General features: G+C 71.4%; 23 protein-coding genes. 19 read left to right on the top strand and 4 right to left on the bottom strand.

From position 1 onward, the window contains the following. The coding region (locus tag FVS66_RS01825) for a helix-turn-helix transcriptional regulator (RefSeq protein ID WP_149179174.1) at window positions 1-1342 on the top strand (1342 nt) is incomplete at its 5' end. 121 nt (window positions 1343-1463) lie between these two features. Here FVS66_RS01825 and FVS66_RS01830 read toward each other — a convergent pair. Together FVS66_RS01830 and FVS66_RS01835 are read right to left on the bottom strand one after the other, a co-directional pair. Continuing rightward, a complete protein-coding gene (locus FVS66_RS01830) occupies window positions 1464-1709 on the bottom strand; it encodes a phosphopantetheine-binding protein (RefSeq protein ID WP_149179175.1) in 246 nt (81 codons plus the stop codon). Between the two features lie 31 nt (window positions 1710-1740). After that, window positions 1741-2772, bottom strand: coding sequence for a ketoacyl-ACP synthase III family protein (locus FVS66_RS01835; protein ID WP_149179176.1), 1032 nt, complete (start codon window positions 2770-2772; stop codon window positions 1741-1743). A gap of 422 nt (window positions 2773-3194) precedes the next feature. Here FVS66_RS01835 and FVS66_RS01840 point away from each other — a divergent pair, with 422 nt between their 5' ends. The 18 genes from FVS66_RS01840 (at window position 3195) to FVS66_RS01925 (ending at window position 22121) form a co-directional block, all read left to right on the top strand. Further along, the gene (locus tag FVS66_RS01840; RefSeq protein WP_262386750.1) at window positions 3195-3800 is read left to right on the top strand and encodes a flavin reductase family protein; all 606 of its coding nucleotides are present in this window, start codon (window positions 3195-3197) and stop codon (window positions 3798-3800) included. A gap of 1 nt (window position 3801) precedes the next feature. Then, window positions 3802-5427: an FAD-dependent monooxygenase gene (locus FVS66_RS01845; RefSeq protein ID WP_262386751.1), complete on the top strand. Its 1626-nt coding sequence runs from the start codon at window positions 3802-3804 to the stop codon at window positions 5425-5427. Between the two features lie 435 nt (window positions 5428-5862). Next, on the top strand, window positions 5863-6576 hold the full coding sequence (locus FVS66_RS01850) for a response regulator transcription factor (RefSeq protein ID WP_149179177.1): 714 nt from the start codon (window positions 5863-5865) through the stop codon (window positions 6574-6576). Between the two features lie 323 nt (window positions 6577-6899). Next, window positions 6900-7229, top strand: a complete 330-nt coding sequence (locus FVS66_RS01855; protein ID WP_149179178.1) for a TcmI family type II polyketide cyclase — start codon at window positions 6900-6902, stop codon at window positions 7227-7229. Then, window positions 7226-8506, top strand: a complete 1281-nt coding sequence (locus FVS66_RS01860) for a beta-ketoacyl-[acyl-carrier-protein] synthase family protein (RefSeq protein WP_149179179.1) — start codon at window positions 7226-7228, stop codon at window positions 8504-8506. Before FVS66_RS01855 ends, FVS66_RS01860 begins: the two co-directional genes overlap by 4 nt. Continuing rightward, window positions 8503-9714 (top strand): ketosynthase chain-length factor, encoded by a 1212-nt coding sequence (locus FVS66_RS01865; RefSeq protein WP_149179180.1) that lies wholly within the window; start codon window positions 8503-8505, stop codon window positions 9712-9714. Before FVS66_RS01860 ends, FVS66_RS01865 begins: the two co-directional genes overlap by 4 nt. Before the next feature lie 151 nt (window positions 9715-9865). Further along, complete coding sequence (locus FVS66_RS01870) at window positions 9866-10129, top strand: acyl carrier protein (RefSeq protein ID WP_149179181.1); 264 nt, start codon at window positions 9866-9868, stop codon at window positions 10127-10129. A 105-nt stretch (window positions 10130-10234) separates the two neighbouring features. Further along, window positions 10235-11020, top strand: a complete 786-nt coding sequence (gene fabG, locus FVS66_RS01875; RefSeq protein WP_149179182.1) for a 3-oxoacyl-ACP reductase FabG — start codon at window positions 10235-10237, stop codon at window positions 11018-11020. 34 nt (window positions 11021-11054) lie between these two features. Continuing rightward, the gene (locus tag FVS66_RS01880) at window positions 11055-12002 is read left to right on the top strand and encodes an aromatase/cyclase (protein WP_149179183.1); all 948 of its coding nucleotides are present in this window, start codon (window positions 11055-11057) and stop codon (window positions 12000-12002) included. A 2-nt stretch (window positions 12003-12004) separates the two neighbouring features. Beyond that, window positions 12005-13579 (top strand): FAD-dependent monooxygenase, encoded by a 1575-nt coding sequence (locus FVS66_RS01885; RefSeq protein WP_262386752.1) that lies wholly within the window; start codon window positions 12005-12007, stop codon window positions 13577-13579. Continuing rightward, window positions 13576-14463, top strand: a complete 888-nt coding sequence (rfbA, locus tag FVS66_RS01890; protein WP_149179184.1) for a glucose-1-phosphate thymidylyltransferase RfbA — start codon at window positions 13576-13578, stop codon at window positions 14461-14463. Before FVS66_RS01885 ends, rfbA begins: the two co-directional genes overlap by 4 nt. Beyond that, window positions 14460-15416 (top strand): dTDP-glucose 4,6-dehydratase, encoded by a 957-nt coding sequence (gene rfbB, locus FVS66_RS01895; RefSeq protein ID WP_149179185.1) that lies wholly within the window; start codon window positions 14460-14462, stop codon window positions 15414-15416. The genes rfbA and rfbB overlap by 4 nt, the downstream gene beginning before the upstream one ends. Before the next feature lie 26 nt (window positions 15417-15442). Further along, window positions 15443-16927 carry an FAD-dependent monooxygenase gene (locus FVS66_RS01900; protein WP_149179186.1) on the top strand — a complete coding sequence of 495 codons (1485 nt, stop codon included), beginning with the start codon at window positions 15443-15445 and terminating at the stop codon, window positions 16925-16927. A 53-nt stretch (window positions 16928-16980) separates the two neighbouring features. Further along, window positions 16981-18108 carry a DegT/DnrJ/EryC1/StrS family aminotransferase gene (locus FVS66_RS01905; RefSeq protein WP_149179187.1) on the top strand — a complete coding sequence of 376 codons (1128 nt, stop codon included), beginning with the start codon at window positions 16981-16983 and terminating at the stop codon, window positions 18106-18108. Further along, a complete protein-coding gene (locus tag FVS66_RS01910) occupies window positions 18105-18716 on the top strand; it encodes a dTDP-4-dehydrorhamnose 3,5-epimerase family protein (RefSeq protein ID WP_316248158.1) in 612 nt (203 codons plus the stop codon). Before FVS66_RS01905 ends, FVS66_RS01910 begins: the two co-directional genes overlap by 4 nt. Further along, a complete protein-coding gene (locus tag FVS66_RS01915; protein ID WP_262386753.1) occupies window positions 18707-19747 on the top strand; it encodes an NAD-dependent epimerase/dehydratase in 1041 nt (346 codons plus the stop codon). Before FVS66_RS01910 ends, FVS66_RS01915 begins: the two co-directional genes overlap by 10 nt. Then, complete coding sequence (locus FVS66_RS01920) at window positions 19744-21141, top strand: NDP-hexose 2,3-dehydratase family protein (protein ID WP_149179189.1); 1398 nt, start codon at window positions 19744-19746, stop codon at window positions 21139-21141. The genes FVS66_RS01915 and FVS66_RS01920 overlap by 4 nt, the downstream gene beginning before the upstream one ends. A 32-nt stretch (window positions 21142-21173) precedes the next feature. Next, window positions 21174-22121 carry an alpha/beta fold hydrolase gene (locus FVS66_RS01925; RefSeq protein ID WP_149179190.1) on the top strand — a complete coding sequence of 316 codons (948 nt, stop codon included), beginning with the start codon at window positions 21174-21176 and terminating at the stop codon, window positions 22119-22121. On the opposite strand, the gene FVS66_RS01930 is transcribed toward FVS66_RS01925, so the two are convergent. Together FVS66_RS01930 and FVS66_RS01935 are read right to left on the bottom strand one after the other, a co-directional pair. Continuing rightward, complete coding sequence (locus FVS66_RS01930; protein ID WP_149179224.1) at window positions 22070-23464, bottom strand: MFS transporter; 1395 nt, start codon at window positions 23462-23464, stop codon at window positions 22070-22072. The two genes, FVS66_RS01925 and FVS66_RS01930, sit on opposite strands and share 52 nt — an antisense overlap. A gap of 155 nt (window positions 23465-23619) precedes the next feature. Then, complete coding sequence (locus FVS66_RS01935; RefSeq protein WP_149179191.1) at window positions 23620-24258, bottom strand: SDR family oxidoreductase; 639 nt, start codon at window positions 24256-24258, stop codon at window positions 23620-23622. Window positions 24259-24294: the final 36 nt, after the last annotated feature.

The raw sequence follows: 24294 nt of genomic DNA on the forward strand, positions 1-24294 counted from the left end.
GCATGCGGCCCAGGCCGAGGCCCACGCCGCCTCGCACGGCCCCCGCACCGGCCCGACGGCCGCCCGCGCCACCTCTCCGCCCGCAGCCGACGCCGCCCCGCCTGGCGGGCAGGCGTTCCGCCCCGTTGCCCACGTCGGCCCGCCCGGCCCACGACCGCCCTCGACCGCACCGCGCCCGGCCCTGCCCGTACTCGCGTACGTCCGGCATGAGCGCGGCGACAGCGAGTCCGCGCTGGCTCTCCTGGATGACGCCTGCCCGGCCTTGACGGCCTGGGTCGACGACGGCGAAGCGTCGCTGGGGCATCTGGTCGCCACGGGGTGGATCACCTTGCACGCCCGTGGCGCGGGTGAGGCCGCCGCGGTGGTGGCAGGGCTGCGTGAGTACGGCGGGGACGGCGGACCGCGGCACCGGATGCACCTTGCCCTGCTGGAGGCGCGGGTCCACCGGGCCGCCGGGCGGGCGGCGCGGGCGGTCGCACTGTTCCGGGAGGCCGCCACCGCCCATGTGCCCGGCGAGTGGTTCGCGCCCAGGGCGTGGCGGCTCGCCCAGCTCGCGGGGGTGCTCGCCGAGCGCGGAGATGCGGCGCAGGCGCTGGGCGTGCTCGACGAGGCTCGCGCGGTGCGGGACGAGGAGTGGGTGACCCCCTTGGCGGCGGACGCCGTCGCCCTGCAGCACGCGCTCGTCGAAGCGTGCCTCGGCGACCGTACGACGGCGGCGCGACGTGCCCTCGACGTCGCGGAGCGCGCCGCCCGGGCGGGCAGGACCACACAGGCGCTCACAGCGCTGCATCTCGCCGCGCGCGCGGGGTCCGCCGCTCGGGCCGCGATGCTGGTGCTCTCCGGCCGGGCGGCCGGTTCGGCTGCCGACGCGGTGACGGCGCGTCACATCCGCGCCCTCGCGGACCACGACGGCGACGCCCTCGACCATGTATCGGAGGACTTCGCCTCGCTGGGCCTGCTGCCCCTTGCGGCGGAAGCCGCCGGGCAGGCGTCCCGGGCTCACCGGGAGGGCCGCGACCGCCGCAGGGCCCGCGCCTCGCAGGCCGCCGGCACGGAGCTGTCGGCCCGCTGCGACGTCCGCCCGCCCGACTGGGCCGTGCCGGACGGCCAGGGCCGCCCCGCTCCCGTCGGGCCCCGGCTGACCAGCAGGGAACGGGAGGTCGCCGTCCTGGCGGCGGCACAACTGTCCAACCAGGAGATCGCCGACCGGCTCGTCGTGTCCGTGCGCACCGTGGAGAACCACCTCTACCGCGCGTACGGGAAGCTCGGCGTCACCACGCGGGCGGAGCTGCCCCAACGCCTGGGCAGCACGGCCGCCCTTCAGGCCCACCGGATCGCCTGACACCCGGACGTGCGGCCGCTGCGACGTCGACGGGTCGACGAGGTGATCGGCAATCCGGTCGCCGGCGTCACCGCCCACCGTCGGGCCCGGGCCCGGTGGCCCGGGCCACCGTCGCCACCCCTCAGGCGGAGCTGTCCGCCTTCGCCGTCACTTCACGCGTGAGCCGCTCGTCCCACGAGGCGAACGTCGGGTTCTCGGCCAGCTCCCCGAAGGTCACCGCCAGGCCCTCGCGACGCCACCTGGTGATCAGGCGCATCATCTGCAGCGACCCGAGTCCCAGGCGGATGAGGTTGGCGTCGTCGTCGATGTCCTCGGGGGCTATGCCGATCAGTTCGGCCAGCGCCGACCGCAGTTCCTCGCCCGTCATGTCCTCTTCGTCCTCTCTGGCGCGCGGCCGGTCACTCGGCGGGTCCGGAGACGATCTCGACGATCGCGCACCCGGCTTCGAAGCCGGGGCTGCCGGTGAACAGCAGGACCTTGTCGCCGGGGCCCACCTGCCGGGTGGTCCACAGGTACTCCAGGCCGATGAAGACGTCGGCCGCGCTGATGTGGCCGACCTTCTTGGTGTGCTCCCAGATGCCGCGCTCCAGCGAGAAGCCGAGCGGGTCGAGCCACTGGTCGCGCAGCGCCTCCAGGGTGGCGCTCGGGTGGCAGACCCGCGTGATGTCGTCGGCGGTCAGTCCGGCGTCCTCGAGCGCCTCGTCCAGGGCCGTCTGCAGCACCTCGCCGGGGTGCGCCATCGGCGGGGTGTTGCCCTTGGCCCACTCGTCCATCCAGAACGTGACACGGGCCTCGTAGTCCAGCTCCCGGCCGACCGTCACGGCGGGCGGGAAGACTGGCTCGGCACCCCGGTGCAGCGCCTCCATCGCGGGCGCGGAGTATGTGCCGACCGACAGCACCTCGGCGAAGCCCCGGTCGCGGCAGACCACGGCGGCGGCGGCTCCGTCGCCGAAGACGGAGAGCCGCGACGTGGTCCACCGGTCGACCAGGGGGGCGGAGTAGTTGTCCGCGGCGGTCAGCAGGACCGCCGACTTCCGCGGTTCCCCGGCGAGGCGGTGGCCGGCGACGGCGAGGGACGAGAGCATCCCCTGACAGCCCTGCTTCACCTCCATCGCCGTGATGGGTGTGCCCAACGTGTTCGCCAGGATGTAGTGCGGAGGCGACCAGCCGTCGGGGCCCTGGTGGTACGCGGAGCTGTGCAGCAGCGCGCCGAAGTCCTCGGGCGCGCGGCCCGAGCGTGCCACGGCGACCTCCGCCGCGCGCACCGCCATGTCCGGGGCCGACAGCGAGCCGGCGATCGCGACGGACTCCAGCCCGGAAGCCTCCCGGGCGGCCGCGTCGTACCAGCCGGACCGCACCGCCTGCTCGGTCGTCACCAGATCCGGCACATAGGTGCCCAGGCCGGCCAGATAGACGCTCTCCATCTTCATCGTCGATTTCCCTCCGACGCATCGCACGGGTACCGGCGTGGCCGCTCGGCCCACCGCCGGATGCCACCCGACCACGGAATCCCGGCGTCCGGCCTGAGTAGCCGGTACTCATCAACGCGGCCGCCGACGGGCCGCACGGCCGGTTTGACGCTCGGCTGACGGGCGCGTGCACAAACCTGACCAAGCTCTGAGCCGACGTGGGTTGAAAGCGAAACCGGCAGAGAACAAGCTTTTGGCCGACGAGCTGCCCCCGGCGGTGAGCGCGGGGGGGCACCTCCGGCGCCGGCGCGGGCCTCTGGCCTCGTCCCACGGCTCCGCGGCCTCGATGCGGACCGATCAGATCCGGCCCATTCCGGCATACGCACGCACCGGTTCCCATCCGCACCCGTCCGCGCGACTTCCGCCGCGAGAGAGGCAGGACCATGGCTCCGCCCCCAGGTCTGCACATGTCCCCCTTGTCGTCGTCCGATCCGCATACGGCGCCGGAACCGCCGTCGCAGGGGCCGCGGCACACGCCGCCCCGCACGCCGGTCGACACGGAGTCGCTGCGCCGGGTGTGCGGGCACTTCGTGACGGGCGTGACCGTGGTCACCAGCGGCCTGGGCGAACGGGCGGCCGGCACCACGGTCAACTCCTTCACCTCGGTGTCCCTGGACCCGGCCCTGGTGCTGTTCTGCCTGCACCGCGCCTCCCGGCTCCGCGCGGTCGTGGAGGAGTCGCGGGCGTACGCCGTGAATCTGCTGGCCGCCGAGCAGGAGCCGTTGGCCAGGGCGTTCGCCGGCCGGGCCACGGCCTCGCTGGACGAGACGCCGCACCACTCGGCGCGGACCGGAGTGCCCGTACTCGGCGGCGTCGTCGGCTATCTCTCCTGCCACCTGGTCAACACCGTCGAGGCCGGCGACCACACGGTCTTCGTCGGCGAGGTCGTCGAGCTCGGCGTGCCCGGCGCCGACGAGGAGCCCCTGGTCTTCTTCCGCGGGGAGCTGGGCCCGCTTCACCGCCACCTGTCCACCACCGAAAGGTTCTGACGTGAACTCCATCAGCAGGGAACCGCAGCACGACACGCGCGGCGAGCGCTACGACGTGGCCGTCCTCGGCGCGGGCATGGCCGGCGGAACGCTCGGCGCGGTGCTCGCCCGAAACGGTGTGAAGGTGCTGCTCATCGACGCCGGGGTGCATCCACGCTTCGCGGTGGGCGAGTCCACCATCCCGTACACCTCGACCCTCACCAGGATCATCGCCGAGCGGTACGACGTTCCCGAGATCGCGCCGCTCGCCGGCTTCCGCGGCATCCAGGAAAAGGTCTCGCCGATGAGCGGCCGGAAGCAGAACTTCGGGTTCGTGTACCACCAGGAAGGCCGGCCCCAGGACCCGGAGAAGGTCAACCAGCTGGTCGTCCCCGAGTGGCAGCGCACCGAGAGTCATCTGTTCCGGCAGGACATCGACGCGTATCTGTTCCACCTGGCGGCGGTGTACGGCGCCGAGCCGAGGCTCGCCACCCGGATTCAGGACATCGAGACCGGCGAGGACGGCGTCCTGCTCCGCTCGGACCGGGGCGAGGAGTTCCACGCGGAGTACCTGGTGGACTGCAGCGGCTTCCGCTCGCCTGTCGCGGACGCCTTCGGGCTGCGGGAGGAGCCCACCCGCGCACGGCACCACTCCCGCACGCTCTTCACCCACATGGTGAATGTCACGCCCTTCGACGACACCGAGGCGGCCTCGGCGCACAAGCAGCCCAGTCCCTGGCACCACGGCACGCTCCACCACGTGTTCGACGGCGGCTGGTTGTGGGTCATACCGTTCGACAACCACGAGGACGCGATGAGCCCGCTGTGCAGCGTGGGGCTCACCCTGGACGAGCGGGTCTTCCCGAAGCCCGACATGCCACCGCAGGAGGAGTTCGACGCGTTCCTGCGCCGGTTCCCGCAGATCGCCGAGCAGTTCACCGACGCCAGGGCGGTGCGCCCCTGGGTGGCCACGGGACGGCTGCAGTACTCCGCGACGCGCACCGTGGGGGAGCGGTACTGCCTCACCGCGCACGCGGCCGGGTTCATCGACGCGCTGTACTCGCGCGGGCTGACCAACACGCTCGAGGTCGTCAACTCCCTTGCCTGGCGGCTGATCGAGGCATCGCGGGACGGCGACTGGTCCACGGAGCGGTTCATGTACATCGACAGCCTCCAGCAGGGGCTGTTCGACGTGCACGACGACCTGGTCTACAGCTCGTTCGTCGGCTTCCGGCACTACGACCTGTGGAACGCGGTGTCGCGGGTGTGGAAGGCGACGAGCATCCTGCCCACGATGACGCTGGAGCGTGCCTACCGCACCTTCGTCGAGACCCGGGACGACGACGTGCTGCGCGAGCTGGAGACGCGTACGACCCCGGGCCTGCCGGACCCCGTGGGCCATGACGTCGGCGGGTTGCTGAGCTACACGCGCCAGCTCTGCGAGGAGGTGGAGTCGGGTGCGCTGCCTCCCGGTGAGGCCGCGTTGAGCGTGTTCGCCCGAATCCGGCAGACCGACGCGCTGCCCGCGCCGTTCGCCCTGGGCGACCCCGACAACCGCTGCTTCGAGGCGACCCCCGACCTCATGCGCAAGACGGCCGAGTGGGGCCGGGAGGAGGCGCCGGAGCACATCAGGCCGCTGTTCTCCTAGCACCGGAGGATGCTTCTACCGCATCACACGGGCGCCGCGTAGGGACTTTCCGGCCGATTGCGCGCTTACGCTCCGGCAGTATCGATTTAGCGTTCAACCAGTGCCTTGAAATCGCTTCCGCGGGCCGGTGGGCCGCTGGTCGGTGACGTGCTGAGGGTGTGTCGCCTCGATGTCATTCTGGCTTGAAGCGCTGATATGAGCGTTTGTTATGCTGCGGAATTGTGATGCGGGGGAAGCGTGCACATCACTCGAGGCTGATCCGCCCCGTGTGAATGTCATCCATCCAGGCTGGCCTGGAATCCATGATTCCAGCGTATGCGCTCCCCGTCGGTCCTCAGTGCGCTATGCGGACTACCGAAAAAGGGGGAGAAGATGAGTGGCTCTGACCTGATGAATTCTCATCTGCCGGTAATGTCCGGTACGGGGAGGTCAGGCATGACCGAAGAGGAGGTGAAGGCGCCGCGCCGACAGGCGGTGCCCACATCACCCGCCGTCTGGCGGGTGCTCGTCGTGGAGAGCGACACGGAGGACGCCGAGTCCCTGGTGAAGGGTTTACAGCGGCACGGTCACGAGGTCCGCCGGGTGGAGACGGGGATCGCCGCACTGCGCGCGTACGACAACGCCGACATCGTGCTGCTCGACCTGGAGCTGCCCGACCTGGACGGTCTGGAGGTCTGTCGCCGGGTCCGCTCGGCCGGCACCACCCCGGTCATCGCGGTCACCGCCCGAGGGGCCGAACTCGACCGTGTGCTCGGGCTGCAGGCGGGAGCCGACGACTATCTCGTCAAGCCCTACGGCTTCCGGGAACTCCTGGCCCGTATGGACGCCGTCATGCGGCGCGTGCAGGCGCACACCGTCGCTCCGCCGGTCATCTCGCACGGTGCTCTGCGGATCGACGCGGCCGCTCGCCAGGTCAGCCTCGACGGCCGTCGGATCGATGTCACTCGCAAAGAGTTCGATCTGCTCTACCTTCTCGCCTCCCAGCCCGACACGGTCGTCCCCCGCAAGCGGATCATGAAGGAGGTCTGGGGCGACGTCTGGTCCCGTCGCACCATCGATACCCATGTCAGCAGCCTCCGCAACAAACTCGGCGCGAGTGACTGGATACTGACGGTGCGCGGTATCGGCTTCCAGCTCGGCGGCGGGTGAACGGATATTCACAAAACCTCCGGGACGTGGTCGTGATGTGCGTCCCCCGTGTTGATACCGGCCCCCGAGGTGCGTCCTCGGGGGCCGGTTCCGTCGTTTTTCTAAAGCTTTGACTTTGCCCGCAGGGGCCGTTTGACGGAACTCTGACACAGGCATGACGGGCCCCCGAATCCCGCGCGTGGACGGCCCTGGATATGACGGAACCTGACCTTGCTCTGAATGAGATTTCCTTGTCCCCGGGTCCCTGACCGGCGAACCTTGTGGACAGGTTCCGGCGCGCTCTTCCACGGCGCTTTCGACGTGAGCTCAGAAGGAGAGAGACCTTGCACAGCACTCTGATCGTGGCGCGGATGCAGCCCGCCGCGAGCGACGACGTCGCCGGGCTGTTCGCCGACTTCGACGCCACGGTGATGCCGCACCGCATGGGAACGCGCCGCCGCCAGCTCTTCTCGTACCGGGGGCTGTACTTCCACCTCCAGGACTTCGACTCCGACAACGGCGGCGAGCGGATCGAGGAGGCCAAGACGGACCCCCGTTTCGTGCGCGTCAGCGAGGACCTCAAGCCCTACATCGAGGCATACGACCCCCAGACCTGGCGCTCGCCCGCCGACGCCATGGCGACCCGCTTCTACCACTGGGAGGCCGGAGCATGAGCGGCCGGCGCGTCGCCATCACCGGGATGGAGGTCCTCGCTCCCGGTGGTATCGGCGTCGAACGGTTCTGGAACCTGCTCAGCGAGGGCCGCACCGCGACCCGCGGCATCACCTTCTTCGACCCCGCGCCGTTCCGCTCCCGGGTCGCCGCGGAGATGGACTTCGACCCGGAGGCCCACGGGCTGACACCGCAGGAGATCCGCCGCATGGACCGGGCCGCGCAGTTCGCCGTGGTCGCGGCCCGCGCCGCGGTCACCGACAGCGGCATCGACCTGGACGGACTCGATCCGTGCCGTGTCGGGGTCACCGTCGGCAGCGCCGTCGGCGCCACCATGAGCCTGGACCGGGAGTACCGCGTCGTCAGCGACGGCGGCCGGCTCGACCTGGTCGACCACACCTACGCCGTGCCGCACCTCTTCGACGCCATGGTGCCCAGCTCCTTCGTCGCCGAAGTGGCCTGGGCCGTCGGCGCCGAGGGCCCCGCCGCCATGGTGTCCACCGGCTGCACCTCCGGCATCGACTCGGTCGGGTACGCCGTCGAGCTGATCCGCGAGGGCACCGCCGACATCATGATCGCCGGCTCCTCCGACGCCCCCATCTCACCGATCACCATGGCCTGCTTCGACGCCATCAAGGCGACCACACCCCGCGACGACGAACCCGAACGGGCCTCCCGACCCTTCGACGCGACCCGCAACGGCTTCGTCCTCGGCGAGGGCTGCGCCGTCTTCGTCCTGGAGGAGCTGGAGAGCGCCCGACGGCGCGGCGCCCACGTCTACGCGGAGATCGCCGGCTACGCCACCCGCAGCAACGCCTACCACATGACCGGACTGCGCCCGGACGGCGCCGAGATGGCGGAGGCCATCCGGTCCGCGCTGGACGAGGCCGCGCTCGACGCCGAGGACATCCACTACGTCAACGCGCACGGCTCCGGCACCAAGCAGAACGACCGCCACGAGACCGCCGCGTTCAAGAAGAGCCTCGGCGACCACGCGTACCGGACCCCGGTCAGCTCCATCAAGTCGATGGTCGGGCACTCGCTGGGCGCCATCGGCTCCCTCGAGATCGCCGCCAGCGCCCTCGCCATGGAACACGGCGTCGTACCGCCGACGGCGAATCTGACCAGCCCCGACCCGGAGTGCGACTTGGACTACGTACCCCTGACCGCACGCGAACAGACCACGGATGCCGTGCTCACGGTGGGCAGCGGCTTCGGCGGCTTCCAGAGCGCCATGGTGCTGGCCCGGCCCGACCGGCCGGGGAGGGCGGCCGCATGAGTACCGGACCTGTCGTGACCGGCCTCGGTGTGGTGGCGCCCAACGGGCTGGGCACCCAGGACTTCTGGGCCGCCGCACGGGCCGGCAAGAGCGGCATCGGCCGGATCACCCGCTTCGACCCGGCCTCGTACCCGTCGCGGCTGGCCGGGGAGGTCCCCGGTTTCGTGGCCGAGGACCATCTGCCCGGCCGGCTGCTGCCGCAGACCGACCGGATGACCCGGATGGCGCTCGCCGCTGCGGACTGGGCGCTCGCCGACGCCGGCGCCGATCCCGGGCAACTCCCCGCGTACGACATGGGCGTCATCACCGCCGGCTCGTCCGGCGGCTTCGAATTCGGCCAGGGCGAGCTCCGCAACCTGTGGAACCGAGGCAGCTGCTACGTAAGCGCCTACCAGTCCTTCGCCTGGTTCTACGCCGTCAACAGCGGTCAGATCTCCATACGCAACGGCATGAAGGGCCCCAGCGGGGTCGTCGTCAGCGACCAGGCCGGCGGCCTCGACGCGGTCGCCCAGGCGCGCCGGCAGATCCGCAAGGGCACGCCGCTGATCGTCACCGGCGCCGTCGACGCCTCGGTCTGTCCCTGGGGCTGGGTCGCCCAGATGACCGGCGGACGGCTCAGCACCAGCGACCAACCCTCCCGCGCCTACCTCCCGTTCGACGACGAGGCGAGCGGCCATGTGCCGGGCGAGGGCGGCGCCATCCTCGTCCTGGAGGACGCCGAGGCCGCCCGCGCCCGCGGCGCCACCGCCCTCGGGGAGATCGCCGGGTACGGCGCGACTTTCGACCCCCGGCCGGGCAGCGGGCGCTCGCCCGGCCTGCGCAGGGCCGCAGAACTGGCCCTCGCCGAGGCCGGCATGGCGCCGTCCGAGATCGACGTGGTCTTCGCCGACGCGGCGGGCGTGCCCGAACCGGACAGGATCGAGGCCGAGGCGATCGGCGCGCTCTTCGGGCCCCGCGGCGTTCCCGTCACCGCGCCCAAGACGATGACGGGCCGCCTGAACTCCGGGGGAGCCCCGCTGGACCTGACGGCGGCCCTGCTGTCGATCCGCGACGGCCTCATCCCGCCCACCGTCAACGTCACCCCCTCGCCCCGCTACGCACTGGACCTGGTCGTCGCCCAGCCGCGCCCAGCCCAGGTCCGCACCGCGCTCGTGCTGGCCCGAGGCCACGGCGGGTTCAACTCCGCCATGGTCGTGCGCGCCGCATAGCGCCCCCCGAGCGGCAGCGCCCCGGACGACATCCCCCCCGCACGGCCCGGGGCGCTGCCGGACCAGACCCGCGTCGCCGTACCCCGGACACACACGGACGCACGACGCGCCCCAGACCCTCGAACGGAACACACGCATGGAAGGAAACGACATGCCCACCACCGAGTTCACCCTGGCCGACCTCAAGCGGATCCTCCTGGAGAGCGCGGGCAGCGACGAGGAGACCGACCTCGACGGCGACATCCTCGACCGCCCCTTCGAACAGCTCGGCTACGAGTCGCTGGCCCTGCTGGAGACCGTCGGCCGCATCGAGCGCGAGTACGGCGTCGGCCTTGACGACACGGCCCTGGCGGACGGCGCGACCCCGCGTGAGCTGATCGACGCGGTCAACGGGCAGCTGACCGCCGCGGCCTGACCGCCACACCACCCACCCACGCCCCAGCACCACCCCCGCACCACCCAGCCCCCGCGACATGTCACACATCGCATGTCGCACGTCATGTGAAGGGAAAACACGAGCATGCCCGAGCGGGAACAGCGGGTCGCCCTCATCACCGGCGCCACCAGCGGTATCGGCCTCGCCGTCGCACGGAACCTCGCCGCCGCCGGCCACCGGGTGTTCATCGGCGCGCGCGGTGCGGAGAACGTCGCCACGACCGTCAAGCAACTGCGCGAGGAGGGGTACGAGGCCGACGGAACCACCCTGGACGTGCGCCGCGACACCGACGTGAAGGCGTTCGTACAGGCCGCCGTCGACCGGTTCGGCACCGTCGACGTCCTCGTCAACAACGCCGGACGCAGCGGCGGCGGAGTGACCGCGGACATCGCCGACGAGCTGTGGCACGACGTCATCGACACCAACCTCAACAGCGTGTTCCGGATGACCCGCGAGGTCCTCACCACCGGCGGCATGCGCAACAAGGACCGCGGCCGCGTCATCAACATCGCCTCCACGGCCGGCAAGCAGGGCGTGGTGCTCGGCGCCCCCTACTCGGCCTCCAAACACGGCGTGGTCGGATTCACCAAGGCCCTCGGCAACGAGCTCGCCCCCAACGGCATCACGGTCAACGCCGTATGCCCCGGCTATGTCGAGACACCGATGGCGCAGCGCGTCCGACAGGGATACGCCGCCGCCTACGACACCACCGAGGAGGCCATCCTCGAGAAGTTCCAGGCGAAGATCCCGCTCGGCCGCTACTCCACCCCGGAGGAAGTGGCCGGCCTGGTCGGCTATCTCGCCTCCGACACAGCCGCGTCCATCACGTCCCAGGCGCTCAACGTCTGCGGCGGCCTGGGCAACTTCTGAGCCGCACCGACCGACCACCCGGGAGAGAGCAGCAATGACAGCGAACGGCCCGCGCGAGGTGGCACACGAGATCACGGTCGACGCCCCGGCCGAGACCGTGTACCGGCTGATCGCCGAAGTGGAGAACTGGCCGCGGATCTTCCCGCCCACCATCCACGTCGACCACCTGGAACGCGACGGCGACCAGGAGCGAATCCGGATATGGGCAACCGCCAACGGCGAGGCCAAGAACTGGACGTCGCGCCGCACACTCGACGCGGCCGCGCTCCGCGTCGACTTCCGGCAGGAGGTCTCCGCACCCCCGGTCGCCGCGATGGGCGGCGCCTGGATCGTCGAACCGCTCACCGCGTCCAGCTGCCGCATCCGGCTGCTGCACGACTACCGTGCCGTGGACGACGATCCGGCCGGGCTGGCATGGATCGACCAGGCCGTCGACCGCAACTCACGCTCCGAACTCGCCGCCCTGAGGACCAACGTGGAACGCGTCCGCACGGAGGAGGAGCTGACGTTCTCCTTCGAGGACGCCGTGCTCGTCGACGGCCAGGCCAAGGACCTGTACGACTTCGTCAACGAGGCCCACCTGTGGCCCGAGCGGCTCCCGCACGTGGCGTCCGTACAGCTCACGGAGGACACCCCAGGACTGCAGAGCCTCCGCATGGACACCCGCGCCAAGGACGGCTCCACACACACCACCCACTCGTACCGCGTCTGCGTCCCGCACCACAAGATCGCCTACAAGCAGGTCACCCTGCCGGCGCTGATGTCGCTGCACACCGGCTGCTGGACGTTCCGCGAGACCCCGGACGGCCGGGTCGCCGCGTCCTCCCAGCACACCGTCGTCCTCAACACCGAGAACATCGCGAAGGTCCTCGGCGCCGAGGCGACCGTCGCCGACGCCCGCGCGTATGTGCACACCGCGCTCAGCACCAACAGCCTCGCCACCCTGGGCCACGCCAAGGACCACGCGGAGAGCGGGCGCTGACCGTGACGGCCGAGACCACCCGTACCCTCACCCCGCAGGTTCTCGTCGTCGGCGGCGGCCCCGTGGGGCTGATGCTCGCCGGTGAACTCCGCCTGGGCGGCGCCGACGTTCTGGTCGTCGAGCGGCGCGACGCCCCGACGACCGAGTCGCGGGCCTCCACCCTGCACGCCAGGACCATGGAGATCCTGGACTCCCGCGGGCTGCTCGGCGCGCTCGGCACCCCGCCGCGCGAACCGCTCGGCCACTTCGGAGGCATACCGCTCTCCCTCGAACTGCCCGGCCCCCACGCCGGGCAGTGGAAGGTGCCGCAGACCCGCACCGAGGAGCTGCTTGAGGACTGGGCGCGCTCGCTCGGCGCCGTGATCGCCCGCCGCCACGAACTCCATCGCCTGACCGTGCGGGACGACCACGTCGAGGCCGGCACCACCGGGCCCGACGGCCCGGTCCGTGTCCGCGCCGAGTACGCCGTGGCCTGCGACGGCGAGGACAGCACCGTACGCCGTCTCACCGGCGCCGCCTTCCCCGGGCACGACGCCCGCCGTGAGCTGCTCCGCGCCGACGTGGCCGGTATCGACATCCCGGACCGGCGCTTCGAGCGCCTGCCACACGGCCTCGCCATCGCCGCGCGCCGCGCCGACGGCGTCACCCGCGTGATGGTCCACGAGTTCGGCTCCACGCCCCGGCAGCGCCCCGGCGCGCCCGAGTTCGGCGAGATCGCCGCGGTGTGGCGGCGCGTCACCGGCGAGGACATCGGGGACGGCACCCCCCTGTGGCGCAACGCTTTCGGCGACGCGTGCCGACAGCTCACCCAATACCGTCACGGCCGGCTGCTCTTCGCCGGCGACGCCGCGCACCGACAGCCGCCGATCGGCGGGCAGGCCCTCAACCTCGGCCTGCAGGACGCCGTCAACCTCGGCTGGAAACTCGCCGCCACCGTCGACGGCTGGGCACCACCCGGCCTCCTCGACAGCTACCACACCGAACGGCATGCCGTCGGGCGACGGGTGCTCGACAGCATCGAGACCCAGGCGGGAGTCCTCTTCGGCGGCCCCGAGTCCGAGCCGCAGCGGGCGCTGCTCGCCGAGCTGATGCCGCTCGAACCCGTACGCCTACACCTCGCCGGAATGATCTCGGGCCTCGACATCCGCTACCCCGCCGACGACGCCGACGACGCCGAAGCCCCCGCGAACCCCCTGGTCGGGACGCGCCTGCCCTACGCGGCACTGCGTACGGACGAGGGCAAGGACAGCGGAGCCGGCAGCACCTTCGCCCTGTTACGCGCCGGCCGGGGCGTCCTGCTGGACTTCGGCGGAGGCGACGGCGGCGCACTGCTCCGGGCCGCCGCGCCCTGGGCATCACGGGTACGGGCGGTCGCGGCCACGCCCACGCGCGCGCCGGCGCCCACCGAGCGGTACCCGACCGGCCTGCCGGACGGAACCGGCGCCGTCCTCGTACGCCCGGACGGACACGTCGCCTGGGCCGCGCCCCGTGCGGAGGCGTACGGGCAGGCGCCGCTCGCCGCGCTGCGTCGCTGGTTCGGCGACCCCGCACCGACACCGGAAGGGACCGGAGGATGAAGGGGATCATTCTGGCCGGTGGTCATGGGACGCGGTTGCATCCGATCACGCTGGGGGTTTCGAAGCAGTTGCTGCCGGTGTACGACAAACCGATGATCTATTACCCGTTGTCGGTGTTGATGCTGGCGGGTGTGACGGAGATCCAGGTGATCGCGGCGCCGGGTGAAGTGCCGGGCTTCCAGCGGCTGCTGGGGGACGGTTCCGCGCTGGGTCTGTCGCTGACGTATGCGGAGCAGGACAGGCCGCGGGGGCTGGCGGACGCGTTCGTGCTGGGTGCGGAGCACATCGGGGACGACTCGGTGGCGCTGATCCTGGGCGACAACCTGTTCCACGGGCCGGGGTTCGGGGAGATTCTGCGGTCCAGTGCGCGGGACGTGGAGGGGTGTGTGCTGTTCGGGTATCCGGTGAGCGATCCGGAGCGGTACGGCGTGGGGGAGGTCGACGGGGAGGGGCGGCTGGTGCGGCTGGAGGAGAAGCCGGCGAAACCGCGATCGAATCTGGCCATCACGGGTTTGTACCTCTACGACAACGAGGTGGTGGAGATCGCCCGTGGTCTGCGTCCTTCGGAGCGGGGGGAGCTGGAGATCACGGATGTCAACCGGGTGTATCTGGAGCGAGGCCGGGCGGCGTTGGTGCAGTTGGGGCGGGGGTTTGTGTGGCTGGACACGGGGACGCACGACGCGTTGACGGAGGCGGGGCAGTATGTGCAGATCCTTTCGCGCCGACAGGGGGTGCGAATCGGCTGTATCGAAGAGATCGCCTGGCGGATGGGCTATATCGACCGCGACAGTTGCTTCCGGATGGGGCTGGCGTTGTCGAAGTCGCCCTACGGGCGGTACTTGATGGAGATCACCGGTGATCCGCGGCACGGGGAGGGCATATGAGGGTTCTGGTGACGGGCGGGGCGGGGTTCATCGGCTCGCACTACGTGCGGTGTCTGCTGGAGGGCGCCTACGGCCCCGGTGAGGTGGGGGTGACGGTGCTGGACAGGCTCACCTATGCGGGCAACCGTGACAACCTTCCGGCCGTTCACGGCCGGCTCACCTTCGTGGAGGGTGATGTGTGTGACGCGCGTCTGCTGGCGGAGGTGCTGCCGGGGCATGAGGCGGTGGTGCATTTCGCGGCCGAGTCGCATGTCGACCGCTCGATCGACGGCGGCGGCGACTTCGCCCGTACGAACGTGGTGGGCACGCAGACACTCCTGGAGGCGGCCGTCCGGTCCGGGGTCGAGCGGGTGGTGCATGTCTCGACGGACGAGGTGTACGGGTCGATCGACACCGGCTCGTGGACGGAGACCTCGCCGCTGCTGCCCAACTCCCCCTACGCGGCCTCGAAGGCGGGTGCGGATCTGGTGGCACGCGCGTACTGGCGCACGCACGGGCTGGATGTGTCGGTGACACGGTGCTGCAACAACTACGGCCCCTACCAGCACCCCGAGAAACTCATCCCCCGGTTCGTCACCCACCTCCTGCGAGGCGACCCGGTCCCCCTCTACGGCGACGGAAGCAACCGGCGCGAATGGCTCCACGTCGACGACCACTGCCGCGCCGTCCACCTGGTCCTCACCCGGGGCCGTCCGGGCGAGATCTACAACATCGGCGGCGGCGACGAACTCACCAACCTCCAGCTCACCCGGCGCATCCTGACCCTGTGCGGCGCGGACACCTCGATGATCCGCCACGTACCCGACCGCAAGGGCCACGACCTGCGCTACTCCCTCAGCGATCACAAGATCCGCACCCAGCTCGGCTACACACCGCGCCACACGCTCGACGAGGGTCTGGCGGCGACCGTCGCCTGGTACCGCGACAACCCCGAGTGGTGGAAGACCGCCTGACTGACAGCAAGAGCAAGGAGACACCCATGGACACGGACGTCATCGTCGTCGGCGCGGGGCCGACGGGGCTGATGCTCGCCGGCGAACTGCGCCTGGGCGGCGCACGCGTCGTCGTCGTGGAGCAACTGCCGGAGCCGACAGGTCAGTCACGCGGCCTCGGATTCACCGCCCGGGCCATGGAGGTGTTCGACCAGCGGGGGCTGCTCGAAGGATTCGGCCCCGACCTGGAAACCAGCCCCCAAGGACACTTCGGCGGCATCCTCTTCGACTACTCCGTGCTCCGCGACGGCCACTTCGGAGCACGCGGCATACCGCAGTCGCGGACCGAGGCGGTCCTGGAGACATGGGCACGGGGTCTGGGCGCGGACATCCAGCGAGGCTGGGAACTGACCGGACTCACGGACCGCGGCGACGCCGTCGAGATCGATGTGGTCGACGGCCAGGGCGGCGGCCGGCGGTTACGCGCCTCCTACCTGGTCGGGTGCGACGGCGGACGCAGCGCGGTGCGCACCATGGCCGGCTTCGACTTCCCCGGCTTCCCGGCTACCCGCCGGATGTACCTGGCCGACGTGGTCGGCTGCGCCATCCGGCCGCGCTTCCTCGGCGAGCGCAACCAAGCCGGCATGGTGATGGCCGCCCCCCTCGGCGAGGGCGTGGACCGCATCATCGTCTGCCCGGCCGGCGATCCGGCGAGCGAACGGTCCGAGCAGCCCGACTTCGCCGAGGTCGCGGCCGCCTGGCAGGGCATCACCGGCGAGGACATCAGCGGCGGCACCGCCGACTGGGTCAGCTCCTTCACCGACGCCGCCCGCCAGGTCTCCGAGTACCGGCGCGGCCGGATCCTGCTCGCCGGGGACGCCGCGCACATCCATCTTCCCGCCGGCGGCCAGGGGCTGAGCACCGGTGTGCAGGACGCCGCCAACCTGGGCTGGAAGCTCGCCGCCACCGTCCAGGGCTGGGCACCGCCCGGCCTGCTCGACACCTACCACGGCGAACGGCACCCCGTCGGCTCCCGGCTGCTGATGAACACCCGGGCCCAGGGAGCCCTCTACCTCGGCGGCGAGGAGCACGACCCGCTGCGCGCGCTGTTCGCCGAACTCATCGAGTACGACGACGTCAAACGCCACCTCGCCGGTGTCGTCAGCGGCCTGGACATCCGGTACGACGACCTGGGGGAGGACGGTACCCACCCCCTGCTGGGACGGCGTCTGCCCCCGCGCCCGCTGGACACCGCCGCGGGTCGGATCACCACCACCGGTCTATTGCACCCCGCTCAGGGCGTACTGCTCGACCTCGGCGACGACGCCGGGGTCGCCGCAGTCGCGGGCGCGTGGAAGGACCGCGTCCTGACAGTTACGGCCCGGCTCGGCGAGACGGCGCCCGACGACGCCCTCGCCCGCCCCGAGGCACTCCTTGTCCGACCCGACGGCCATGTCGCCTGGGCCGGCACCGGCACCACCGGCCTGTCCGAGGCCCTGCACCGCTGGTTCGGTGCACCGGTGGCGCCTTGAGCGCCGCCACGATTCCCGCCGCCCCCGACACGACGAACAAGAGGAGCACCCCTGTGAGCACCCACGTCTGGGATTACCTGCCGGAGTACGAGAAGGAGAAGGACGACATCCTCGACGCGGTGGGGAAGGTGTTCGCGTCGGGTCGTCTTGTGCTGGGTGAGAGTGTGAAGGGTTTCGAGGAGGAGTTCGCGGCATATCACGGTGGCGGTCTGTGTACGGGGGTGGACAACGGGACCAACGCGTTGAAGCTGGCGTTGGAGGCGCTGGGTGTGGGTCCGGGCGATGAGGTGATCACGGTCTCGAACACGGCGGCGCCGACGGTGGTGGCGATCGTGTCGACAGGGGCGACGCCGGTGTTCGTCGATGTCCGTGAGGAGGACTTCCTGATCGATCCCGCCGGGGTGGAGGCGGCGGTGACGGAGCGGACGAAGGTGCTGCTGCCGGTTCATCTGTACGGGCAGTGTGCCGACATGGAGCCGTTGCTCCGTATCGCGGAGCGGCATGGGCTGAAGGTGTTGGAGGACTGTGCCCAGGCGCATGGGGCGCGTCATCATGGGCGGCCGGCGGGGACGATGGGGGATGCGGCGGCGTTCTCGTTCTATCCGACGAAGGTGCTGGGCGCCTACGGTGACGGTGGTGCGGTGCTGACCTCGGACGCCGGGACCGATGCGGCGATGCGACAGCTGCGCTACTACGGCATGGACCGGGTGTATTACGTCGTCCGTACGCCGGGGCACAACGCGCGTCTGGACGAGGTGCAGGCGGAGATCCTGCGCCGCAAGCTGACCCGTCTCGACTCCTATATCGAGGGCCGGAACGCGGTGGCCCGCCGGTATGAGGAGGGTCTGGGGGATCTGGCCGGTCCGGGTGGGCTTCGGCTGCCGGTGACCGGTGCGGGGAACAGCCATGTCTATTACGTGTATGTGGTCCGGCATCCGCGCCGTGACGCGATTGTGGAGGCTCTGAAGGCCTACGACATCCATCTCAACGTCAGCTATCCGTGGCCGGTGCACACGATGTCGGGGTTTGCTCATCTGGGCTGGGAGGCGGGGTCGTTGCCGGTGACGGAGCGGCTGGCCGGGGAGGTCTTCTCCCTGCCGATGTATCCCTCGCTGCCCGAGGCGGTGCAGGACCGCGTCATCCACGCCCTGCGCGACGTCCTCACGGCGGAGGGTAAGTGAGTGCGGTGAAGGTGCAGAAGCTGGGTATCGAGGGCGCGTTCATGTTCACTCCGCCCGTGTACCGGGACGACCGTGGGCTGTTCACCTCGCCGTATCAGGACACGCCTTTCGCGGGAGCCCGTGGCAGGTCGCTCTTCCCGGTGAAGGACATCAGCCACAATCTGTCGGCGCGGGGGGTGCTGCGGGGCATCCATTACACGACGACTCCGCCGGGACGGGCCAAGTATGTCTACTGCCCTTATGGCCGTGTGCGGGACTATCTGGTGGACCTGAGGGTGGGGTCGCCGACGTTCGGGCGGTGGGAGTCCACCGAGCTCGGTGGTGACACCTGCCAGGCGCTGTACATCCCGGTCGGTGTGGGGCACGCCTTCCTCTCCGTGCAGGACGATTCGATGGTCGTCTACGTGATGTCCGAGGGATATGTCGCCGCCAACGAGCTCGCCGTCTCCCCCCTCGACCCGCAGCTCGGTCTGACGATCCCGGACGGCTTCGATCTGGCGCAGTCCGAGAGGGACAAGGCCGCGCCCACGCTGGCCGAGGCACGCGAGCTGGGCCTGCTGCCGGAGTACGAGACATGCCGGAAGGTGGAGGCGGCGCTGTGGCAGTGAACCCCCCACCCCACCGGATCGCGCTGCTCGGCGCCACCGGCTTCGTCGGCTCCGCCGTCCTGCGCGAACTCGCCGCCCGGCCCGTACGGTTACGCGCCGTCTCACGCCGCCCCGCGGCGATACCCGCTGACGGCCGCGCCGAGATCGACGTCCATACGGCGGACCTGACGGAGCCGGGCGCGATGGCGGCCGCGGTCGCCGGCGCCGACGTCATCGTCCTCGCCACCCTGTACAGCGCGGCGACCTCCACATGGCGTATCGAGGACGGTGACACGGCCGCCGAACGCGTCAACGTCGGCCTGGCCCGCGACCTCGTCCACACCCTCGCCGAGCGCACCGGCGGGCCACCGCCGAAGGTCGTCTTCACCGGAGCCGCCTCCCAGGTCGGCCCGACCGGCAAGCAGGTCCTCGACGGCACCGAGGAAGACCATCCGGCGGGTGAGTACGACCGGCAGAAACTCGCCGCCGAACGCCACCTCCTCCATGCCGACGGCCGCGGCGTGCTGCGCGCGGCGTCGCTGCGACTGCCCACCGTCTTCGGCTACAACCCGCACTCCACCGCCCGCGACCGGGGCATCGTCTCCGCCATGGCCCGCCGCGCGCTGGCCGGGGACCCGATCACGATGTGGCACGACGGCACCGTCCGCCGCGACCTGCTCTACATCGACGACCTCGCCCGCGCCGTCGTCGCCGCCATCGACCACACCGACGCCCTCGCCGGGCGCCACTGGCTCCTGGGCACCGGCCAAGGCCAACCCCTCGGCCCCGTCTTCGAACAGGTCGCCGGCCTCGTGGCCGAGCGCACCGGCAAGCCACCCGTACCCGTCGTGTCCGTGGAGCCGCCCGCCCACGCCGAAGCCGGAGACTTCACCAGCGTCACCATCGACGCCTCCGCCTTCCACACCGTCACCGGCTGGCAACCCCGGACGCCACTGCACCAGGCCCTGCGCCGCACCGTCACCTACCTCGCCGACGAGGCGGAACGGGAACAGGGCAGCAGCAAGAGCACAGGAAGCGGAGGCCCGGCATGACCGCCGCCGCGCTCCTGCGCCCCCGCACCGCCCAGGACCTGGCGGCGCGGCTGGCCCGGTCGGCGGCTGCTGTCGGCCACGGCCACCACCTCCGTACCGCCGACGTCCCCGGATGGCTCGCCGAGCGGGCCCGAGCCCACCGGTTCGCCGTACGAAAGGTGCCGCTCGACCGGCTCGACGGCTGGTCCTTCGCGCCGGGCACCGGCGACCTCGTCCACCACAGCGGCCGGTTCTTCTCCGTGAGGGGACTGGCCGCAACGGTCGACGAGGGGCCGTTCGGCAGCTGGCGGCAGCCGATCATCCACCAGCCCGAGGTGGGGATACTCGGCATCCTGGCCAAGGAGTTCGACGGGGTCCTGCACTTCCTCATGCAGGCCAAGATGGAGCCCGGGAACCCCAATCTCCTCCAGCTGTCACCCACCGTCCAGGCTACCCGCAGCAACTACCAGCGCGTCCACGAAGGCGCCGGTGTGAAATACCTGGAGCACTTCGCCGACCCCTCGCGCGGCCAGGTGCTGGCCGACTCGCTCCAGTCGGAACACGGCTCCTGGTTCTACCGCAAGGCCAACCGGAACATACTGGTCGAGACCGACGCGGAGACACCCCGCCACGACGACTTCTGCTGGCTGACCCTCGGGCAGATCGGCGAACTGCTCCGGCTCGACCATGTGGTCAACATGGACGCCCGTACGGTCCTGTCCTGCTTTCCGATGGCGGTGCCCGAGCCGGGGGCCCTGCACTCCGACACCGAGCTGTTGTCCTGGTTCACCGCCGAGCGGGCCCGCCACGACATCGACGCACGCCTCATCCCCCTCGCCCGGGCCGACGGCTGGCAGCGGGACGCGGAGGGCGGCATCGGGCGGCCCGACGGGCGGTACTTCCGCGTCACCGGGGTCACCGTCGAAGCCGGCAACCGGGAAGTCACCGGCTGGTCCCAGCCACTGATCGAACCATGCGGAACCGGCGTCGCCGCGTTCGTGTTCCGGCGCCTGGGCGGCGTACCGCACGTACTCGTCAACGCCAAGGTGGAGGCCGGGTACCTGGACACGATCGAACTGGCCCCGACCGTCCAGGCCACCCCCGGCAACTGGGAGCACCTGCCGCCCGAGGACCGGCCGCCGTTCCTCGACGCGGTGCTGGCCGCCGCTCCGGAGCGGATCCGTTACGAGGCCGTCCATTCGGAGGAAGGCGGCAGGTTCCTGAACGCGAGCATCCGTTACCTTTTCGTCGAGGCGGACAGCCAGGGCGCCGCCGAGGAGGCGACGGCCGTCCCGCCCGGCTACCAGTGGGCGACCGTGGACCAGCTGAACGCGCTGACCGCGCACGGGCACTACGTCAACGTCCAGGCCAGGACCCTGCTCGCCTGCCTCAACGCCCGCGCGGTGCGGCTGTAGCCCGGCCGTGAGCCGCTTCCCGAGGAGGAGTCATGGAGCCCGCGCCACTGTCCGGCGGCGTCCGCCGCATCACCCTGGACGCTGCCGGTACGGCGCTGTCCGCTCTGCTCGCCGAGCCGGCGGGCGAGCCGCGCGCCCTGGTCGTCGCCCTGCACGGCGGAGGCATGAACGCCGGCTACTTCGACGGACAGGCGGACCCGAGCGTCTCCCTGCTCACCCTCGGCGCGGGCCTCGGTCACACCGTGCTCGCCCTGGACCGCCCCGGCTACGGCCGCTCCGCCGAGGACCTGCCCGACGGCCGGTATCTCGCCGACCAGGTCGAGGCGGTCCGTGCCGCGCTCGCCGACTTCACCTCGCGGTATCCGGCCGGCGCCGGTGTCGTGCTGCTCGGCCACTCCTTCGGCGGCAAGGTCGCCCTGGCCGCCGCCGCGGAAGAGGTGCACGAACGGCTGCTCGGCGTGGACGTCAACGGCTGCGGCCACCGGTACGCCGACGGGCCGCCGTCCCTGCCGGAGGCGGGCCCGGCAGGCAGCGACCGCATGCGGCACTGGGGGCCCCTGCGCCTGTATCCGCCGCGTACGTTCTCCACCGTCGCCCCTGTCGTGTGCCCGCTCCCGCCCCGGGAGCGGGCCGAGGCCGTGCGCTGGCCCGACGCCTTCCCGGAGGTGGCCGCACGGGTGCGGGTCCCGGTCCGGCTGACCTTCGCCGAGTACGAGGGGTGGTGGCGCCACGACGAGGAGGCGATCGGGGAGATGATCGAACTCCTCGCCGCGGCGCCCCGCGTCCAGGTGGACCGGCAGAGCGCCGCCGGGCACAACATCAGCCTCGGCTGGACGGCCCGCGCCCACCACCTGCGGGTACTGGCCTTCGCCGAGGAGTGCGCGCTCGGCGTCGCCACCGCGCCCGCCCGGTCCGCCGCCGGGCGGCCTCACACCGGTACGGGGCCGTTCGGGTCGATGTCGACCTTGCCGGGGCGGTAGAGCGCGAAGCACACCACGGCCCCCACGAGGAAGAGCGCCGCCGACCACCAGTAGGCCGTCGCGTAACCGCGCAGCGCGGCCTCCCGTACGGCCTGCGCGGTGGCTTCCCGGCCTGCCAGCCGGTCGGTCGCGGTGGCGGTGGCCACCGTGTTCAGCACCGCGAGAGCGCCCGAACCACCCACCTGGAGCACCATGTTGACGGTCGCCGACGCGACACCGGAGTCGCGGGCGGCCACGCCGTACACGGCCAGGTTGATGGCCGGAGCCATCGCGCCGCCGAGTCCCGCGCCCACGACGACCAGCGGCGGCAGCACACCGGTCACGTAGCCGCTGCCCAGGTCGAGCGTCGTCAGCCAGACGAGTCCCGCCGCGGTCACGGCCATCCCCACCGGGATCACGGGGCGCGGCCCGATCTTCGGGACCAGGCCCGCTGCCACGATCGGTGCCACACCCATGGCGCCGATCATCGGAAGGAACGCCAGACCGGTGTTGAGCGCCGAGTAGCCGAGGCTCAGCTGGAGGTAGTACGTCAGGAAGAGGAAAACGCCCATCAGGCCGCAGCCGACGACCAGGATGGCGAGGAACGACGCGCCCCGGTTCCGGTCCAGCAGGATGCGCGGCGGCAGCAGCGGATCCGACGCCCGGACCTGCCACCCCAGGAAGACCACCAGCAAGGCGGTACCGGCCACCAGATAGCCCCAGGCCGACACCGCGCCCCACCCGCTGCGCTCGGCGTTCGCCGAGCCGAAGACCAGACTGAACACCCCGGCGGAGACCGCCACCGTGCCGGGCAGGTCCAGCCGCGGCCGCGACCCGCCGGGCCCGGGCCGGGGCAGCGCCAAGAGGCCCCCGGCGAACGCGGTGAGAGCGAAGACCACATTGACGTACAGGCACCAGCGCCAGTCCACGTACTCGGTGAGTACACCGCCGAGCAGCAGGCCGATCGCTCCGCCGGCGCCCGCGATGACACCGAACACGCTGAACGCCTTGGCGCGCTCACCGGGATCGGTGAACGTCGTGGTCAGCAGCGACAGCGCGGCGGGCGCCAGCAGCGCCCCGAAGATGCCCTGGCCCGCTCGCGCCGCCACCAGCATCTCGAAGCTGACCGCCGCGCCGCCGGCCACCGACGCGGCGGCGAAGCCGATCAGCCCGGTCAGGAAGGCACGCCGGCGGCCGAACAGGTCGGCGAGACGCCCGCCGAGCAGCAGCAGGCTGCCGAACGGCAGCGCGTACGCGGTCAGGATCCACTGCCGGTCGCCGTCGGTGAAGTCGAGGGCAGACTGCGCCGACGGCAGGGCGATGTTCACGATCGTCGCGTCGAGCACGACCATCAGCTGGGCCATGCCGATGAAGACCAGCGCCCACCAGCGCCGGCCGTCGGCCGGGCGGGTGCCGTCCGGGGCCGCGTCGGCGGAGGTGCCGGCGGAGGCGGCGTCCGGACGGATGTCGGGTCGGGACACGGGTGCTTCTCCTCAGGAGGTCGGTCAGGTGCGAGTTGTCACAGGCCCGCGACGCCGATCGCGTGGCCGACCGTGGCCAGGTCGTCCACCACGTCGAGCAGCGCCTTCGCGAGATCCGCGCGGGTCAGAGCGGAGCCGCTGACATTGGCCTCCAACGCGGTGCGGTACCGGCCGGTGCCCGGCTTGTCGGTGAGATACGGGGGCCGCAGCACGGTCCAGTCGGCGGAGCTCTCCGCGAGGATTCGCTCCATCAGCTCCAGGTCGGCGTAGTTGTTCCGGTAGACCGCCCGGACGATCGGCGTCACGGTCGTCCGGAACCAGAACGGCTCGCCCGCGCCGGAGCGCAGCACCGGCTGTGCGCTGATCGCCGCGATGCGCCGCACACCGGTGGCCTCCATCGCCGTCAGAATGCTCCGCACACCGTTCGCGCAGATCTGACCGGTGTCCTTGCGGCTCGGGGCGCCGAGCGCCGAAACGACGGCGTCGGCGCCCGTGAGGGCGGGCTTCAGCGTGTCCGGGGCGAACAGGTCCGCCTGGAGTTTCCGCAGCCGCGGGTGCTCCAGGGGAAGCTTGGCGGGGGTGCGGACGACCGCCCGCACCTCGTGACCGGCGTCGATGGCCTGCTCGACGACGAGCCGGCCGGTGCCGCCGGTGGCGCCGAAGACGGTGAGGTGCATGATCCTCTGACTTCCGGTGTCGGAGGTGATGGCCGA

The organism is Streptomyces sp. TRM49041, assembly GCF_008271805.1.
In the GTDB taxonomy this organism is placed as follows: domain Bacteria; phylum Actinomycetota; class Actinomycetes; order Streptomycetales; family Streptomycetaceae; genus Streptomyces.

Coding starts and splice junctions, on each gene's coding strand:
- FVS66_RS01830 (WP_149179175.1), bottom strand. CDS start 1,709: ATGACGGGCGAGGAACTGCGGTCGGCGCTGGCCGAACTGATCGGCATA.
- FVS66_RS01835 (WP_149179176.1), bottom strand. CDS start 2,772: ATGAAGATGGAGAGCGTCTATCTGGCCGGCCTGGGCACCTATGTGCCG.
- FVS66_RS01840 (WP_262386750.1), top strand. CDS start 3,195: ATGGCTCCGCCCCCAGGTCTGCACATGTCCCCCTTGTCGTCGTCCGAT.
- FVS66_RS01850 (WP_149179177.1), top strand. CDS start 5,863: ATGACCGAAGAGGAGGTGAAGGCGCCGCGCCGACAGGCGGTGCCCACA.
- FVS66_RS01860 (WP_149179179.1), top strand. CDS start 7,226: ATGAGCGGCCGGCGCGTCGCCATCACCGGGATGGAGGTCCTCGCTCCC.
- FVS66_RS01865 (WP_149179180.1), top strand. CDS start 8,503: ATGAGTACCGGACCTGTCGTGACCGGCCTCGGTGTGGTGGCGCCCAAC.
- FVS66_RS01870 (WP_149179181.1), top strand. CDS start 9,866: ATGCCCACCACCGAGTTCACCCTGGCCGACCTCAAGCGGATCCTCCTG.
- fabG (WP_149179182.1), top strand. CDS start 10,235: ATGCCCGAGCGGGAACAGCGGGTCGCCCTCATCACCGGCGCCACCAGC.
- FVS66_RS01880 (WP_149179183.1), top strand. CDS start 11,055: ATGACAGCGAACGGCCCGCGCGAGGTGGCACACGAGATCACGGTCGAC.
- rfbA (WP_149179184.1), top strand. CDS start 13,576: ATGAAGGGGATCATTCTGGCCGGTGGTCATGGGACGCGGTTGCATCCG.
- rfbB (WP_149179185.1), top strand. CDS start 14,460: ATGAGGGTTCTGGTGACGGGCGGGGCGGGGTTCATCGGCTCGCACTAC.
- FVS66_RS01900 (WP_149179186.1), top strand. CDS start 15,443: ATGGACACGGACGTCATCGTCGTCGGCGCGGGGCCGACGGGGCTGATG.
- FVS66_RS01920 (WP_149179189.1), top strand. CDS start 19,744: ATGACCGCCGCCGCGCTCCTGCGCCCCCGCACCGCCCAGGACCTGGCG.
- FVS66_RS01925 (WP_149179190.1), top strand. CDS start 21,174: ATGGAGCCCGCGCCACTGTCCGGCGGCGTCCGCCGCATCACCCTGGAC.
- FVS66_RS01930 (WP_149179224.1), bottom strand. CDS start 23,464: ATGGCCCAGCTGATGGTCGTGCTCGACGCGACGATCGTGAACATCGCC.
- FVS66_RS01935 (WP_149179191.1), bottom strand. CDS start 24,258: ATGCACCTCACCGTCTTCGGCGCCACCGGCGGCACCGGCCGGCTCGTC.